This is a genomic window from Pedobacter sp. 10L46_2, assembly GCF_056395165.1.
Genome location: NZ_JBFTIZ010000126.1, coordinates 1 through 14,549, shown reverse-complemented (window position 1 = coordinate 14,549; position 14,549 = coordinate 1). Strand labels below are relative to the sequence as shown.

The window sequence follows — 14,549 nt, the reverse complement described above, 5'->3', positions numbered from 1 at the left end:
AGATAAAGCTTATATTCTTAAGTCATTTTCAGATCCGTCGTTTCCGTATGCGGGATGCGAACTAAAGTCAATTAACGGGAAAGCCATTAGTGAAATCAAGTCCCTTCTTTTCCAAAATATTTTTTCAGATGCTGATGGAGAAACGTTCAAATATCAGGAGCTGAATCAAACATTTTCGGGTTATTATGCAGAAGTCTTAGGCGACAAAAATGTATTTGATATCCAGTTGATTGATAAGACGGGCAAACCGAAAGGGATATCAGTAAGATCGGCGGCGGCCACTGCTTTTCCCAGGTTCATTCCTCTGGAGCCCATATATTCACTTATCTACCCAAGTGCAAAAGTCGCATTAATGCGTATCCCGGTCTTTCAGGAAAAAGAAGGTTTACAGAAATATGAGGATTTTTTAGCAAGCGCGTTTAAAAATATTAAAGACAAGTCGATCAATTCGCTCATTATTGATCTCCGGGATAATGAAGGCGGCACCGACGCCTTTGGGTTCAAACTCTACGCTTACCTCACAGCTATGCCGTTTAGATATTATGACCGTTTTACGGTGGCGGGAAAACCAGATTACTCATTTTCTGAGTACGCATGGCTTCCGCCGGAGTTAGCCTACCTTAAACAATTTATTGTTAAAAAAGGCAACGAGTATCTATTTACGCAAAAAGAGGGTCTTGGACTGCAAACTCCGCAGCCAAATCCGTATACGGGCAAATTAATCGTATTGGTCAACGGCAGAAGTTTCTCGGTGACCAGCGAATTTGCAGCAATTGTAAAAGATAACCGGCGAGCGATGCTGGTTGGCGAAGAAACTGGCGGCGGGTATACTGGAAATTCAAGCGGCGGCTTTGCAATGGTCACCTTGCCAAATACCAAACTTGGGCTAGACGTTCCCTTGCTTGGCTATTACATGCACTTGAAGAACCCGACTGCAACCGCGAAAGGAGTTCCCGTTGAGCTAAATATAAATCCAACTATACAACAGATTTTAACCGGGGAGGATGTGGTGCTTAGACAGGCGCTTATACTCGCAAAAAGCCTTCCCAAATCCCAATGATGACGCATAAAAGCAGAATAATGAAAGAACAAAGCCTAGATCCGGAAAACTGGCATCAAATGCGCAAACTCGGACATCAGGTAATTGATGATGTGATTGACCTATTGTGTAACATTGGGCACGTGCCCGTATGGAATGAGGTGCCACAGGAAGTCAAAAACACCCTTTCCACGGACCTCCCCCAATTTCCCACTACAGCAAACGATGTATACGTTGAATTTTTACGAACGATACTGCCATACCCAAAAGGAAATATCCATCCAAGATTTTTCGCCTGGGTACAGGGCGGCGGAACCCCACTGGGTGCATTTGCGGACCTACTCGCATCGGCGATGAATCCCAATGTCACGATCGGTGAACATTCGGCAATGTATGTCGACCAGCAAGTAGTGAAATGGTGTAAGCAGCTAATGGGTTTTCCAGAAACATCATCGGGTCTGCTGGTTAGCGGCGGTTCAATGGCTAACATTACTGCACTGACCGTTGCCAGAAATCATAAAGCAGGCTACGATGTAAGAACCAATGGTTTATACGGTTCGCCTGCCGCATTAGTATTATATTGCTCAGTTGAAACCCATAGCTGTGTGTTAAAAGCAGCTGAGATTCTTGGTCTTGGGAAAAATTCCGTTCGCCTGATCGGAGTTGACAAACAGTACCGGATTAAAATAAAAGATCTGGAAAAACAGATTCAAACTGATCTGAAAACCGGATTTAGCCCGTTTTGTGTTGTAGCTACCGTGGGAACGGTCAATACCGGCGCAATAGACCCGCTTAAGTCAATCCGGGATATTTGCAGGACTTATCAGCTTTGGTTTCATATAGATGGTGCTTACGGAGCACCAGCAAAACTGACTGGATCTCACAAACAGAGGCTCAGATACATTGAAGATGCAGACAGTGTCGCTTTTGACTTGCATAAATGGTTTCAAGCACCTTATGAGGCGGGCTGTGTGTTGATCAAAGATCAGGAAGTTCACCGGGCGGCATTTTCATTCACTCCAAAATATTTGATGAACGAAATGGAAGGACTGGCAGGCGGCCTCGATCCCATCACCAATTACGGTTTCGAGCTTTCCAGGGGTTTTAAAGCCCTAAAAGTATGGATGTCTTTTAAAGAACATGGTATTAAAAAAATTACCCGGCAAATTGTCCAAAATCTACGGCAGGCAAAGCACCTAGGGCTGTTGATTACTCGTAATCCGGAGCTTGAACTGATGGCACCGATTAGCCTGAGTATAGTGTGTTACCGGTTCATAAGACAGGGTATAAGCCAATCTGAGGCAAATGCACTCAATCGCGAGTTGCTCATTAAGTTACAGGTGAGCGGAATAGCATCTCCTTCATCCACAATTCTGGGAGGGGCTTACTGCATCAGGGTATGCATATTAAACCACCGAACCAAAACATCTGATATTGAACTGTTGGTTGCACAGTCCATAAAAATTGGCTATTCCATTTCGGAGGCAATCAAATAACTTAACGAGGAATGATTGCAAAAGTAGTGTTGGCCAGATAAAATTAATGTGCAGACTGAAGCTACACCTGAGCCAGTCGTCCAAATGGGGATTATTCCGTATGTGGCCACCTCTTTCGCGGAACGTGGCCTCATATTACGGCCCAAAATGATCAGTTGATTTCGTTGAAAAATGGTCAGTCGGCTTATTTTAAGCCGTTTTTAGCCTCAAGAAAAGCACCATGGGATGATAACTCATTTCGGTCATAAAAATTAATTAGCATGCCTCTAATTGCGTTTCATTGCAAAATTCTGAGGCCAATCCATGAAGACTTCTTCAGATACATAGATTTATCAAAAACTGAGGTCACGATCTCCTCTCAGGTCTCAAAAATAGCCTTTGAAACTATCCGTCATCAGTCACGGCGCTAAAAATAAAAGAGCTCCACTAAAAAATGGATAAGGGTGAATTTTCGGGATTTGAATATATTGGCCTCAAAGACTAAGATTCCTCCGGATATGAAGGGTAGAAGTTCGGGTGCACAGTTTGGCCCGAAATGAAGTGTCTACTATCTGCGAAATATACACGTTGTCATCTATTAGTCGGATATCATGTTCTTTACCGATACTCTTTAAGTATGGAATAAATTGATTTTCATGAAATCTCTTATAGATTTTTGCAGAAATTTCCTTACTGGGGATAGGGTTAACATAATTCATCGAGGCGAACCATAGCTTAAATACATCAGCATACTTGTATTGTTCCGATGCTTTAATTTCCTCCATTATCCGATCTTCTACCTGTTTCTCCCGAAATCTAGGATCTATTCCATTCTTTAAATCAGCTTCTACCCATCCCAGGATTATTTCTGCCTCATACTGTTTAGTTTTTGGATTACGGATTCTATTAAGATCCTTTTTATAGGAATTACCATATTCCTTGGGGTATTCTTTCCCTTCATTTGGATATTGAATCGAATATCTGATACACCACTTTTTTACTGGCTTTCCTTTCTTATCTTTGCTATAAATATAGGGTTCAGAATGTGTGAAGTTTGACATAGTTTTCTTTTTAGTTAACAAAAAAATTGTCCCCGTTTTGTCCCCGTTTTAATAAAAACAACTCTAATATACGAAATAACGATGTCCGACGAGAAAATAATATTTTTAAAGAACATATACCTTTCCTTTTTTTATGGTGCAAAAATAGGTGTTATTGGTTTAAATGGATCGGGAAAATCATCGGTTTTGAAGATCATTGCTGGTATTGACAAAGCTTTTCAAGGCGAAGTTGTTTTCTCTCCGGGCTACACTGTAGGTTATCTTGCACAGGAGCCGGAACTAGATGAAAACAAAACAGTTAGAGAGGTTGTTGAAGAGGGCGTAGCTGAAATTACCGCTATCCTTAAAGAATACGAGTCTATTAATGAACAGTTTGGTTTGCCGGAAGTTTACGAAGATGCTGATGCAATGGATAAACTAATGGCCAAACAAGGTGAGCTTCAGGACAAAATTGATGCTGTAAATGCATGGGAGCTGGATAACAAATTAGAACGTGCAATGGATGCGCTTCGCTGCCCAGATCCGGATACAAAAATTTCAGTACTATCGGGTGGAGAAAGAAGACGTGTGGCGATGTGTCGTTTACTACTGCAGGAACCAGATGTTTTATTACTAGATGAACCTACGAATCACCTTGATGCTGAAAGTATTGATTGGTTAGAGCAGTTTTTAAAAGAATACAAAGGAACTGTAATTGCAGTAACCCACGATAGGTATTTCCTTGATAATGTTGCCGGATGGATTCTTGAGTTAGACCGAGGTGAAGGTATTCCATGGAAAGGAAACTATTCATCATGGTTAGATCAAAAGGCTAAACGTTTGGCACAGGAAGAAAAAACGGAGAGCAAACGTCAGAAAACTCTTGAAAGAGAGCTTGAGTGGGTACGTATGGCACCGAAAGCGCGTCATGCTAAATCTAAAGCTCGTCTATCAAACTATGACAAGCTGGCATCAGAGGATTCGAGAGAAAGAGAAGACAAATTGGAATTGTTTATTCCGCCTGGACCAAGATTGGGGAATGTAGTTATTGAGGCAAACAATGTTACCAAAGCTTATGGCGATAAATTGTTATTTGAGAATCTGAGTTTCTCTTTACCACCTGCCGGTATAGTAGGTATTATTGGCCCTAATGGTGCAGGTAAAACAACATTATTCCGCCTAATTACTGAACAGGAAACTCCAGATACCGGGACATTCCGTGTTGGAGAAACTGTTTCACTTGGTTATGTAGATCAGATGCACAATGACCTTGACCCTGCCAAAACGGTATATGAAAATATTACTGATGGCTTAGATAATATCCAATTGGGTAACAAAGCGGTAAATGGGCGTGCATATGTTTCTAAATTCAACTTTAATGGTGGTGATCAGCAAAAGAAAGTTGGCATTTTATCTGGCGGAGAGCGTAATCGGGTGCATTTAGCCATCACTTTAAAGAAAGGTGCAAACGTATTGTTACTGGATGAGCCAACCAATGATATCGACGTAAATACTTTACGTGCACTAGAAGAAGCCTTGGAAAACTTCGGTGGCTGTGCAGTTGTAATCAGTCACGATCGTTGGTTCCTAGACCGTATTTGTACACACATTTTAGCCTTTGAAGGAAACTCTCAGGTTTACTTCTTTGAAGGCAACTACAGTGATTACGAGGAAAACCGTAAAAAACGCCTGGGCGATGTAACTCCTCATCGCATTAGGTACAAAAAATTAGTATAGTACTCTTTAACAAAACAGGCCGGTAATACCGGCCTGTTTTGTTTTATTTATATTGCTTTTGTATTCTTAACAACAGCTCTTTCGTTTTTTTGATTCCCTCATCTTCCGACAAACCTTCGCCTTCATATTCAATACCCACAATACCACTCCATTTTGCATCCTTAATAATTTTAAACATGCGATCGTAGTCGATATCTTTTTCATCACCCTTTTCATTGAAATTAAAGGTTTTCGCGCTAATTCCTTTTGCAAATGGAACCAGATCAGTTACTCCCTGGTACATATCGTACACTCTATCTGCACTCACTCTAAAATTACCAAAATCAGGCAAGGTGCCACAATAAGGGCTATTAACCTGTTTCATAACATCCGACAACCATTTTCCATCAGAAGAATACCCTCCATGATTTTCAACTATAATGTTGATTTTATTTTGCTTACCATATTCAGTAAGTCTGCCTAAACCATCCACCACTGCAGTTTTCACATCCTGTTCAGATCCATTTCCTGCTGCATTTACCCGAATCGTTTTACAACCAAGCACTTTGGCCGCATCCACCCACTTATGGTGATTTTCAATAGCCTTTGAACGCGCTTTTTCATCAAGATTTCCCAATTCACCTTCTCCGTCAATCATGATTAAGTGATTTTGAATTCCCTCATTTTGAGTTATGCTTTTTAGTTCTTTCAGGTATGCCGGATCAGTTTCTTTTTTATTAAAAAATGGACTTACATACTCAACTATATCAATACCGAAATCTTTTTTAGCTTTTATAGGGAACTCAAGGTTTGTTAACTTACCGCCAAACAATGATTTATGCAATGACCACTGAGCTAAAGATATACTGAAAAATTCTTTTTTAGGGAGTGCCAGTGCGTCAAACGGAATTAAAGAAGAAAGTCCTGCAGCTGCAGATAACATTCCTAAATCTTTGAGAAAACTTCTGCGATCTGTTGTATTCATGTTCTTATTTATAAAGGGTAACTATCGGTTTTGTCCTTCTAAAATAGGAATAATTCCAGCAGATTTCTCTAGTTATTTATGAAAACGTATTATTTTTTGATGAATTGATTATTAAAGAACATCAGTTGAAATCCGATCGCGTTTTTCCAATAATCCCAGTTATGAGATCCCGGTCTGATGGTAAAATCATGCGGAATGTTATTGTATTGCAGTTTCTCGTGCAATTTGATATTCACATTGTAAAAAAAATCTTCAGAGCCACAATCGATAGTTAAAGCAAGTTTGTTAGGAACAAGTAGATAGGTTAAATCGATAACAGAATTTGCTTTCCAACGCTCAGGATATTTATCTTCAGGTCCAAGGCGCTTGGCGATGTCCCAGTTCAACGGGAAAGGTTTAATGTCTACACCACCACTCATACTACCAGCAGCGCCAAATATGTCCTGATGTTTAAAGGCCAAATATAGTGCACCATGGCCGCCCATACTTAAACCTGTAATTGCACGACCTTTTCTATCTTTTATGGTCTTATATTTTTGATCTATCCAATTAACCAGTTCAGTAGCTACATAAGTTTCATATTTCCAGGCGGGGTCTTCAGGACTATCAAAATACCAACTGGTAACATTTCCATCGGGGCATACAATGATCATCTGATAATGATCTGCATATTCCTTAATTGATGGCACCTTATTTACCCAACCAGAATAAGCATCTCCGGCTCCGTGCAGTAAATAAACTGTTGGATATGTCTTGCCTTCATTGTAACCCTCAGGAGTAATTACAACAGCCTTAATATTTTTCTTCATTGCAGCGCTATAGGTCGATACCGTATCAACCTTAGCTGCAAAAACTGATTCGGCACTAAAAAATGCAAAGATGCCGATGAGAAAACCCCATTTTTTCATTTTCTAATTACTTATCCAGGTACATGCAGCACCTACAAGAGCAGCGTCTTCCCACATCTCGCTTTGCTTTATTACCACGGTTTTATTAACTAACTTTTCCTGCAATTTAGTAATAAAATGATCCCATGTTTTGGCAATATTTCCACCAATTACCAACACCTGTGGATTTTCATCAGCAATAAAATCATTTAAGAAAGCCGCCAGGTTTGTAGAAAACTCTTCAAATAGTTGTTCCGTTACAGACTCATCTGCCGTAGCGAGCAATTCTTCAACATTTTTCGCTTCCTTTCCGGTTAACTCTTTATAGTGTTTCAAGAACCATCGGGTTGATATGTATTCTTCAGCAATACTGTCTTGAAAAGGAGCAAATGCTAAGTTCATATCCGTTACCCGACCATTGCAATTACTTGTTGAGCCAAGTCCTGTACCCAATGTTATTCCTATTGCTCTTTCAAAATCTGATGCAGCACCCGATGCAAGTTCACCTCTTAAAAATGCTTCTGCATCATTTATGAAAACAATATGCTCACCTGGAATGCCTAATTTTTCGGATAAAATAGTGCGGATATTTAATCCATATAATGAATCATATTTCTGCATACCTTTCATCAATGAAATACCTTCCTGATAATCGAAGGGTCCGGGCATGGCTATTCCAATTCTTATTGTCTCATCAGAAGATTTTAAAATTAGTGAAGAAAGTGCATCTACCCACGACTGGATAATTACTTCTGCACTGTCCATTGATGCCACGCGTAAACGTTGCATAGAACTATCAATAACTTTATATGTTGAGCAATCTACGTGTGCTGCTGTGATATGAGAGCCACCTATGTCGACCCCAATAAAGGGAAGTTTAGAGGTTTTAGTATTCATTTATTTAGGTCTATTTGGTTAACAATAGAATTGCTTTGATTCTACAACTCAAATAAAGACATTTAAACCGTTTTAGCAAAATTTATTTACATTTTTTTATTGCTTAAAAAGTGGCAGAATGCTAATAAATTGAAGATGGCAAAAAATATTATCTATTTCACTGGCCTTGGTCCACGTTTGTAGATAACCAACCCATTTAGGAAATTGCGAAGAATCTGATCGCCACAAGGTTTAAAATTTGGGTGGTCATCACTTCTAAAGAACGAGCCCAATTCACTCTTGGTGATCTTAAAGTTTACTAATTCCATGATCTTAATAATATCATCATTAGTTAGTTCAAGTGCTACACGCAACTTTTTAAAAATATCGTTATTGCTCATATGTTGAGTTTTATATAGTAAATCCTTTAGATGCTTTTGGTTCCATTACATTGCCACTTCGATCTTAACCTTTTTCCCTTTAATCTTCTCATTAGCCAAAGATTTCAGAATTCGGTTAATCATATTGCGCTTCACGGCAACGTATGAAGACTGATCTTTAACTTCAATCAATCCCACATCTTCCTTTTGTAAACCACCCTTTTTAAGTAACAAGCCAACGATATCAATTTTATTTACTTTGTCTTTTTTACCGGCAGCAATGTATAAGGTTTGCCATTCGCTATCGCCTGGCAATACAAAATTACCCTTTAAATTTTCAGTTTCTATGTCAGCTTTTAAAAATGGATACTTTTCATCATCAGCAACAATTAGATATGCAGTACCTTTAGCATTCATTCTGGCTGTACGCCCGTTACGATGTAAAAATGCATCTTCTGTATATGGCAACTGATAGTGAATGATACATTGCACTTCAGGAATATCTAAGCCTCGTGAAGCGAGGTCAGTAGTGATAAGGATCTTTATACTTCCATTTCTGAACTTCAATAAGGCCCTCTCCCTCTCATCCTGCTCCATTCCACCATGAAATATATCATGTGCCAGATCTTTGTCTATCAATAAATCGCTAATACGGTCAACCGTTTCTCTATGGTTACAAAAAATCAAAGTATTTTTATTCCCGATTTTGCAAATCAGTTTTAATAGGGTGTCTAACTTATCTTCGGCTGTAGTAAGTACTTTTTTAAGCTTTAAATCGGGAACAACTTTTACATCCTTTAAAAAGTTAATCTCTGTTGGCTTACTAACACCAGTAAAACCAGGAATCTCTTCCATAGCTGTAGCCGAAGTAAGTAAACGTTGCTTTAAAGAAAGTAGCTTATGAATAATGTACGACATGTCTTCCTGAAAACCAAATTCGAGCGCTTTATCGAATTCATCCAGTATAAGTGTACTTATCGTAGATTCATCAAAATTTTCGTGACGGAGGTGGTAAGCTATCCGACCTGGGGTGCCAATAAGTACTGCAGGAGGTTGCTCCAGATTATTTCGTTCCGTTCTTACCGGATGACCGCCATAACAGCAATTCACCTTAAAACCTGTAGCCATTTGTTTAAAAACAGTTTCAATTTGCAATGCAAGTTCCCGGGAAGGAACAAGCACTAAGGCCTGAACACCCTTAACTTCGGGTTTTAGGTTGTTTAGAATAGGTAATAAAAAACCAATTGTTTTACCTGAACCTGTTGGAGCAAGTAAAACTACATCACCACCCTTTTTCCATGCGGCAATAGATGCCTGCTGCATTTCATTTAGTGAAGCTATTTTTAAATTTTCCAATACCTTTTCTACCATCATGGCGCAAAGATAGCGGAATTAAGGCATTAAAACTTCAGATACTTCTTTCTTAAGTGTTTCATTGAGCTGTTTAGCCGAACCTCCATGTTCATAAGCATATGCCCTCTTTCACAGATCCATGTTGTCATTTTCCGATTTGCATGCTTAATTGGGGTATATACATTGTCGTTAAGCATTTCACTATAATCTACAGATGCCCTGCTCCTTTGCATCAAATAAAACTCATTTATCAATTCTGTCTTCATAATGATTTAATCTGATTAATTTATTATTGGTACATTTATATATATAATACTATCTAGTGCCGTTTTGTTTTAACGAATATTCCTTTTGCAATAGTATACCAAGCGTATATTAAAGATACCATAACCCACAACAAAACAGCACACTAAAGTGTTGACAACTAGCGAATTGTTAGCAATTAAACAATAAAGAATTAACTTCATTTTAATTTAATCCCCTTATTTTTAGGAAACCTGAATACGGGTTGTTTATGATAACACCAATTAGCGTATGATCTGGAAAAAATTTAGCGGCGAGGTAATCCACGCACCCATCTTAGAAGAAGTAGAAAAGGCCATCATCAGAGAAACTGAAAAAGGCTATCACCTTAAAGTTTGTATMGGTACAGATTCACAGGTCAAAGGAGCTTTAACTGATTTTGCGACTGTAATAGTCCTGTTAAGAGAGCACCATGGAGGTTTTATGTATATCCACCAGGAGAAAACACCTCAGCGCATGAGCATAAAGGAAAGAATGCTTATTGAAGTTCAAAAGTCTATTGAAACCGCTTACTCAATTTGCGATCTTTTAGATCTGTATGATGTAGATCTGGAGGTACATGCCGATATTAACACCAACCCAATGTTTAAATCAAACAAGGCTTTAAATGAAGCCATGGGCTATATCCTCAGCATGGGCTTTATTTTCAAAGCAAAACCCGAAGCTTTTGCCAGCTCAACCTGTGCTGATAAAATGGTGCATTAAATAAGGGCATATCTTTTAAAACTAATAGCCTATTACCACTTTGTTGTGGAAATGGTAGCAGGCTTCTTTGTTTCGGGCTGTGGATCTTTAATGGTATTACTCATAGTAGCTTTTAGCTTATCCGCAATTTTTTTGGATTCTCGGGCAATAGATGCTACATTCTTTTCCCATTCAGCATTATTTAATTTGCCTGGGGATTTCTCAAGCGCTGTACTAACAGCCACCGGAACGAAATTACCATAACGGTCCCGCTCATAAGGAGTAAACATAAAGTCGGTAAGTATTAATCGATATTTACCATTACGCAGTTCCAATGAGATGTTATATTTAGCCTCACCTGTTGGATGACCTACTCCTACAAGGCTTTTATTTAAAACCATTTTCCCTTTTCCATAAAAAGCAGTATCTCCTTCTGAAGAATTCAGTTTAATAGCTTTTGAGTAGCCTTTGAAAAAGCGCTTAGCATTTGCAGACATCACTTCTTTTTTAACAAGCGGAAGTTCTGCAACCTCTAAAAAAGTATACTTCCCGCGCTCATCCATGGGTAATACATTTGTTTGAGAGAATGCACTGAGACTAAATACGAATAAGGATAGAACAAACATTATTTTTTTCATCGGTAAATAATTGATTTAAAGCTTAGAAAAGAGAATAAAAAACCGCCAGAAGTAATATTCTGGCGGCTTAAAATTAAAAAATATTTTGTACAAATCCCTAGAATGCGTAAACAGCAGCCAGAGAGAATTGCGAGGCTGATTTAGACAGAGCACCGCTCTTTTTCACAAATTCCTGAGAATAATCTTTATCGCTATCGAAACGTACTTCAGGAATAAAAGTTAATCCACCTGCTTTAATATTACCAGATAAAGTAATGGCTGCTATACTTGCATCAGGTAGCTCACCTATACCCTTGTAATTAAAATACTCTCCTCTTAAACCCAATGAAACGGCAGGAGTAAATGCATATTGCGGATACAATGCAACACCTGTATAACCACCATTATCATTAGAAACAGAATAATCAGCAGCATTTAAGCCTAACTTGAATTTATCAGTTACCTGATAAGCTGTTGTTAAATCAAAAATAGTTCCCGTACCTCCAGCACCAGCCGAATAACCAGACAAGAAGTTCAGGTAAGCAGACCAGCCTTCAACAGGAGCCACCATTAACTGAGCACCTATATGAGATACTCCATTAAGATCCTGATAAACATTCCAGTCATTGAACAAACCAACCATTAAACTGGCTTTTTCTGAAAAGGCATAAGTTCCTTTGATACCCGCATTTTGAAAAGGGCCGGCACCAAAAAGGTAGGAAGTAGAATAGTTAAAGTTAGCCACCGGCGATATCACCTCATAACCAATAAACGTACCCATATAACCTGCAGTCATGCTAAATTTATCAGTAAATGCATAGTTAACGTACAAATTCTGGATATGGAAAGAGTTATCATCAGGTCCATTTGGAATAGATTGATATTGTCCTCTTGGTCCAAAAGATAATTCTCCAACAAATGAAGCTTTACCAGTAGTTTTCTTTAAAGCCAAATCGATCATCCCAATAGAAACCGAGTTTTGCTCTGAAGCAAAATAGGTTTTAATATTTGGAGCTTTCGCAAAATCATATTTAAAATATGTATCAACTGAACCCGAAATTTGCAATGGAGCTTCAGCGGCTTCCTGAGCGTAGGTAGCCGAAACAATAGATAGTAATGCTATAGTTAGTATTGATTTTAATTTCATAATTTTCGGTTTGAGGTTGATAATTCAGATAGTTTGTGGTTGGTTAAAATGTATTTTCAATTTCTGCCCCTGTTGAAGCAACAATCAAAGTACCTTGAGAATATTTCTCGTTATGTTGAGAAGCATCTAATCCTTCTTCTTCTTCTTCTGAAGTAACACGGATTGGCTGAACTACGTTGATTAATTTAAAGATGATGAAAGAAACTACGAAACTGAATATGATTACAATTACAGCTCCTTTAAGCTGAGTAAAGAAGAACTCAGGATTTCCATAAAACAACCCGTCTGCACCAGCGCTGTTAACAGTTTTAGTAGCAAATACACCGGTTAATAGCATACCAACAATACCACCTACACCGTGGCAAGGGAATACATCTAATGTATCATCTAAACTGGTTTTTTGTTTCCATGAAACAACAAGATTAGAAATAACAGCCGCAATTACACCAATAAAGATACTTGAAGGAATGCTTACGAAACCTGCACCTGGAGTAATGGCAACCAAACCCACTACAGCACCTATACAGAAGCCTAAAACAGAAGGTTTTTTACCTCTTGCCACATCAAAGAACATCCAAGCTAAACCAGCAGCACCAGCAGCAGTATTAGTAGTTAAGAAAGCCGAAACTGCTAAAGCATTAGCACCCAAAGCAGAACCTGCATTAAAGCCGAACCAACCGAACCAAAGTAAGCCAGTACCAATTAGTACATAAGGAATATTAGCTGGTGGAACTTCCTGATGCTCAATATGAGATTTCCTGCGTTTTAGAACCAAAGCACCAGCCAGGGCAGCCATACCAGCAGAGATGTGTACAACAGTACCACCTGCAAAATCAAGTACACCCATTTTTAAAAGGAATCCATCAGGAGACCAGGTCCAGTGTGCTAAAGGAGAATAAACAAATAGGGCAAACAATACAATAAACAAAATGTAAGAGGTAAAACGGATACGTTCTGCAACCGCTCCAACAACTAAGCCCGGAGTAATAATAGCAAACATCAATTGGAATACCGCAAACAATGAAAGTGGAATAGTTCCCCATGCCGGACCAGAATTTACACCCTGGAAGAACAAGAATGTGGTTGGATTACCTATAAATCCACCAATTGTTTCTCCAAAAGCAAGGCTAAAGCCTACAACAATCCAAAGCACGGTAATTACACCTGCAGCCACCACACTTTTAATCATGGTAGAGAGAACATTTTTACGATGAACCATACCGCCATAGAAAAATGCGAGTCCTGGAGTCATCAAAAATACAAGAGCTGAAGCAATTAATACAAATGCAATATCAGGCGCACTGTATTTTCCCTCGTCAAAGTTAGGAAGTAAGGGAATAAAAAGAGCCAAAATTGCAATTATCAATAAAACTGCAAATGGACCCCACTGTTTAAATAAAACTTTTGCCATAAATGTTAGATTTTACTAGTTTATAATTATACTTTATCTGATTTTTTGATAAAACTAGACAAAATTTTCAATTATTCATATTTTTAATCAAACAAAAACAACACAAAACATTAAAATATTCAAAAATTATAGCCAAAAACATTAAAATTTAATAAAATCACTATCAAATTTTTAAATATTTCTCACATTCAACACAAAAACACCTTTATTTTTTAACAAAAACATAAAAATTAACAAAAAACAAGATTTGCAAAGAAAAAAGCAAAAAACAGGATAAAACGGGATAAAACGGGATAAAAAAAGGGATTTCCCGAAATTTAGTACACTTTCAGACACACAATAGGCGCATATCGGCTTATTTTCAAGCAGAAATTATAAATTTCGAAAAGAAAAAGACAGAATCCCTGACCCAGCAATGGTTTTAAGGGGAACAAATTTTGGCATTACACCATTTATGGATTACCAATGAGATTTTTCAGGCAGATTACCCAAAAAAAAGAGCTATTTAAAGATTATCCGGAGATTTAAAAACAACCTCCGGATAAGAAACTACACCCTAATGAAAGAAAACAGATGCATCAACATCCTTAAGCTTACCAGAAGGTGTTTTATATTGTAGCTTTAATGTGTAACCTC

General features: G+C 38.3%; 14 protein-coding genes. 4 read left to right on the top strand and 10 right to left on the bottom strand.

The features are described 5' to 3' along the window. The coding region (locus tag AC1DDX_RS14715) for a S41 family peptidase (protein WP_477622204.1) at positions 1 to 1,060 on the top strand (1,060 nt) is incomplete at its 5' end. 20 nt (positions 1,061 to 1,080) lie between these two features. Beyond that, the gene (locus AC1DDX_RS14710; RefSeq protein WP_288882684.1) at positions 1,081 to 2,535 is read left to right on the top strand and encodes a pyridoxal phosphate-dependent decarboxylase family protein; all 1,455 of its coding nucleotides are present in this window, start codon (positions 1,081 to 1,083) and stop codon (positions 2,533 to 2,535) included. Positions 2,536 to 3,008: 473 nt separating this feature from the next. On the opposite strand, the gene AC1DDX_RS14705 is transcribed toward AC1DDX_RS14710, so the two are convergent. Continuing rightward, positions 3,009 to 3,575: a hypothetical protein gene (locus AC1DDX_RS14705; RefSeq protein WP_288882686.1), complete on the bottom strand. Its 567-nt coding sequence runs from the start codon at positions 3,573 to 3,575 to the stop codon at positions 3,009 to 3,011. An 81-nt stretch (positions 3,576 to 3,656) separates the two neighbouring features. Between AC1DDX_RS14705 and ettA the strand changes: the two genes are divergently transcribed. Beyond that, positions 3,657 to 5,291: an energy-dependent translational throttle protein EttA gene (gene ettA, locus AC1DDX_RS14700; RefSeq protein ID WP_477622203.1), complete on the top strand. Its 1,635-nt coding sequence runs from the start codon at positions 3,657 to 3,659 to the stop codon at positions 5,289 to 5,291. 43 nt (positions 5,292 to 5,334) lie between these two features. On the opposite strand, the gene AC1DDX_RS14695 is transcribed toward ettA, so the two are convergent. The 6 genes from AC1DDX_RS14695 to AC1DDX_RS14670 all read right to left on the bottom strand — a co-directional run bounded on the left by AC1DDX_RS14695 (position 5,335) and on the right by AC1DDX_RS14670 (position 10,017). Then, on the bottom strand, positions 5,335 to 6,255 hold the full coding sequence (locus AC1DDX_RS14695) for a TIM barrel protein (protein ID WP_172661114.1): 921 nt from the start codon (positions 6,253 to 6,255) through the stop codon (positions 5,335 to 5,337). Between the two features lie 89 nt (positions 6,256 to 6,344). Further along, positions 6,345 to 7,163 (bottom strand): alpha/beta hydrolase, encoded by an 819-nt coding sequence (locus AC1DDX_RS14690; protein WP_172661115.1) that lies wholly within the window; start codon positions 7,161 to 7,163, stop codon positions 6,345 to 6,347. A gap of 3 nt (positions 7,164 to 7,166) precedes the next feature. Next, a complete protein-coding gene (locus AC1DDX_RS14685; protein WP_172661116.1) occupies positions 7,167 to 8,039 on the bottom strand; it encodes an ROK family protein in 873 nt (290 codons plus the stop codon). A gap of 152 nt (positions 8,040 to 8,191) precedes the next feature. Further along, positions 8,192 to 8,419, bottom strand: a complete 228-nt coding sequence (locus AC1DDX_RS14680) for a DUF1456 family protein (protein WP_048907167.1) — start codon at positions 8,417 to 8,419, stop codon at positions 8,192 to 8,194. Positions 8,420 to 8,464: 45 nt separating this feature from the next. After that, positions 8,465 to 9,772 (bottom strand): DEAD/DEAH box helicase, encoded by a 1,308-nt coding sequence (locus AC1DDX_RS14675; RefSeq protein WP_172661117.1) that lies wholly within the window; start codon positions 9,770 to 9,772, stop codon positions 8,465 to 8,467. Positions 9,773 to 9,798: 26 nt separating this feature from the next. Next, positions 9,799 to 10,017, bottom strand: a complete 219-nt coding sequence (locus tag AC1DDX_RS14670; RefSeq protein ID WP_172661118.1) for a hypothetical protein — start codon at positions 10,015 to 10,017, stop codon at positions 9,799 to 9,801. A 268-nt stretch (positions 10,018 to 10,285) separates the two neighbouring features. On the opposite strand from AC1DDX_RS14670, the gene AC1DDX_RS14665 reads away from it, so the two are divergent. Beyond that, the gene (locus AC1DDX_RS14665) at positions 10,286 to 10,759 is read left to right on the top strand and encodes a ribonuclease H-like YkuK family protein (RefSeq protein ID WP_099436931.1); all 474 of its coding nucleotides are present in this window, start codon (positions 10,286 to 10,288) and stop codon (positions 10,757 to 10,759) included. 32 nt (positions 10,760 to 10,791) lie between these two features. On the opposite strand, the gene AC1DDX_RS14660 is transcribed toward AC1DDX_RS14665, so the two are convergent. From AC1DDX_RS14660 to AC1DDX_RS14650, 3 genes are all read right to left on the bottom strand, one after another. Further along, positions 10,792 to 11,376, bottom strand: a complete 585-nt coding sequence (locus AC1DDX_RS14660) for a DUF4468 domain-containing protein (protein WP_288882687.1) — start codon at positions 11,374 to 11,376, stop codon at positions 10,792 to 10,794. 97 nt (positions 11,377 to 11,473) lie between these two features. Beyond that, positions 11,474 to 12,502 carry a porin gene (locus AC1DDX_RS14655; RefSeq protein ID WP_172661120.1) on the bottom strand — a complete coding sequence of 343 codons (1,029 nt, stop codon included), beginning with the start codon at positions 12,500 to 12,502 and terminating at the stop codon, positions 11,474 to 11,476. A gap of 43 nt (positions 12,503 to 12,545) precedes the next feature. After that, positions 12,546 to 13,913, bottom strand: coding sequence for an ammonium transporter (locus AC1DDX_RS14650; protein ID WP_172661121.1), 1,368 nt, complete (start codon positions 13,911 to 13,913; stop codon positions 12,546 to 12,548). Between the last annotated feature and the right edge of the window lie 636 nt (positions 13,914 to 14,549).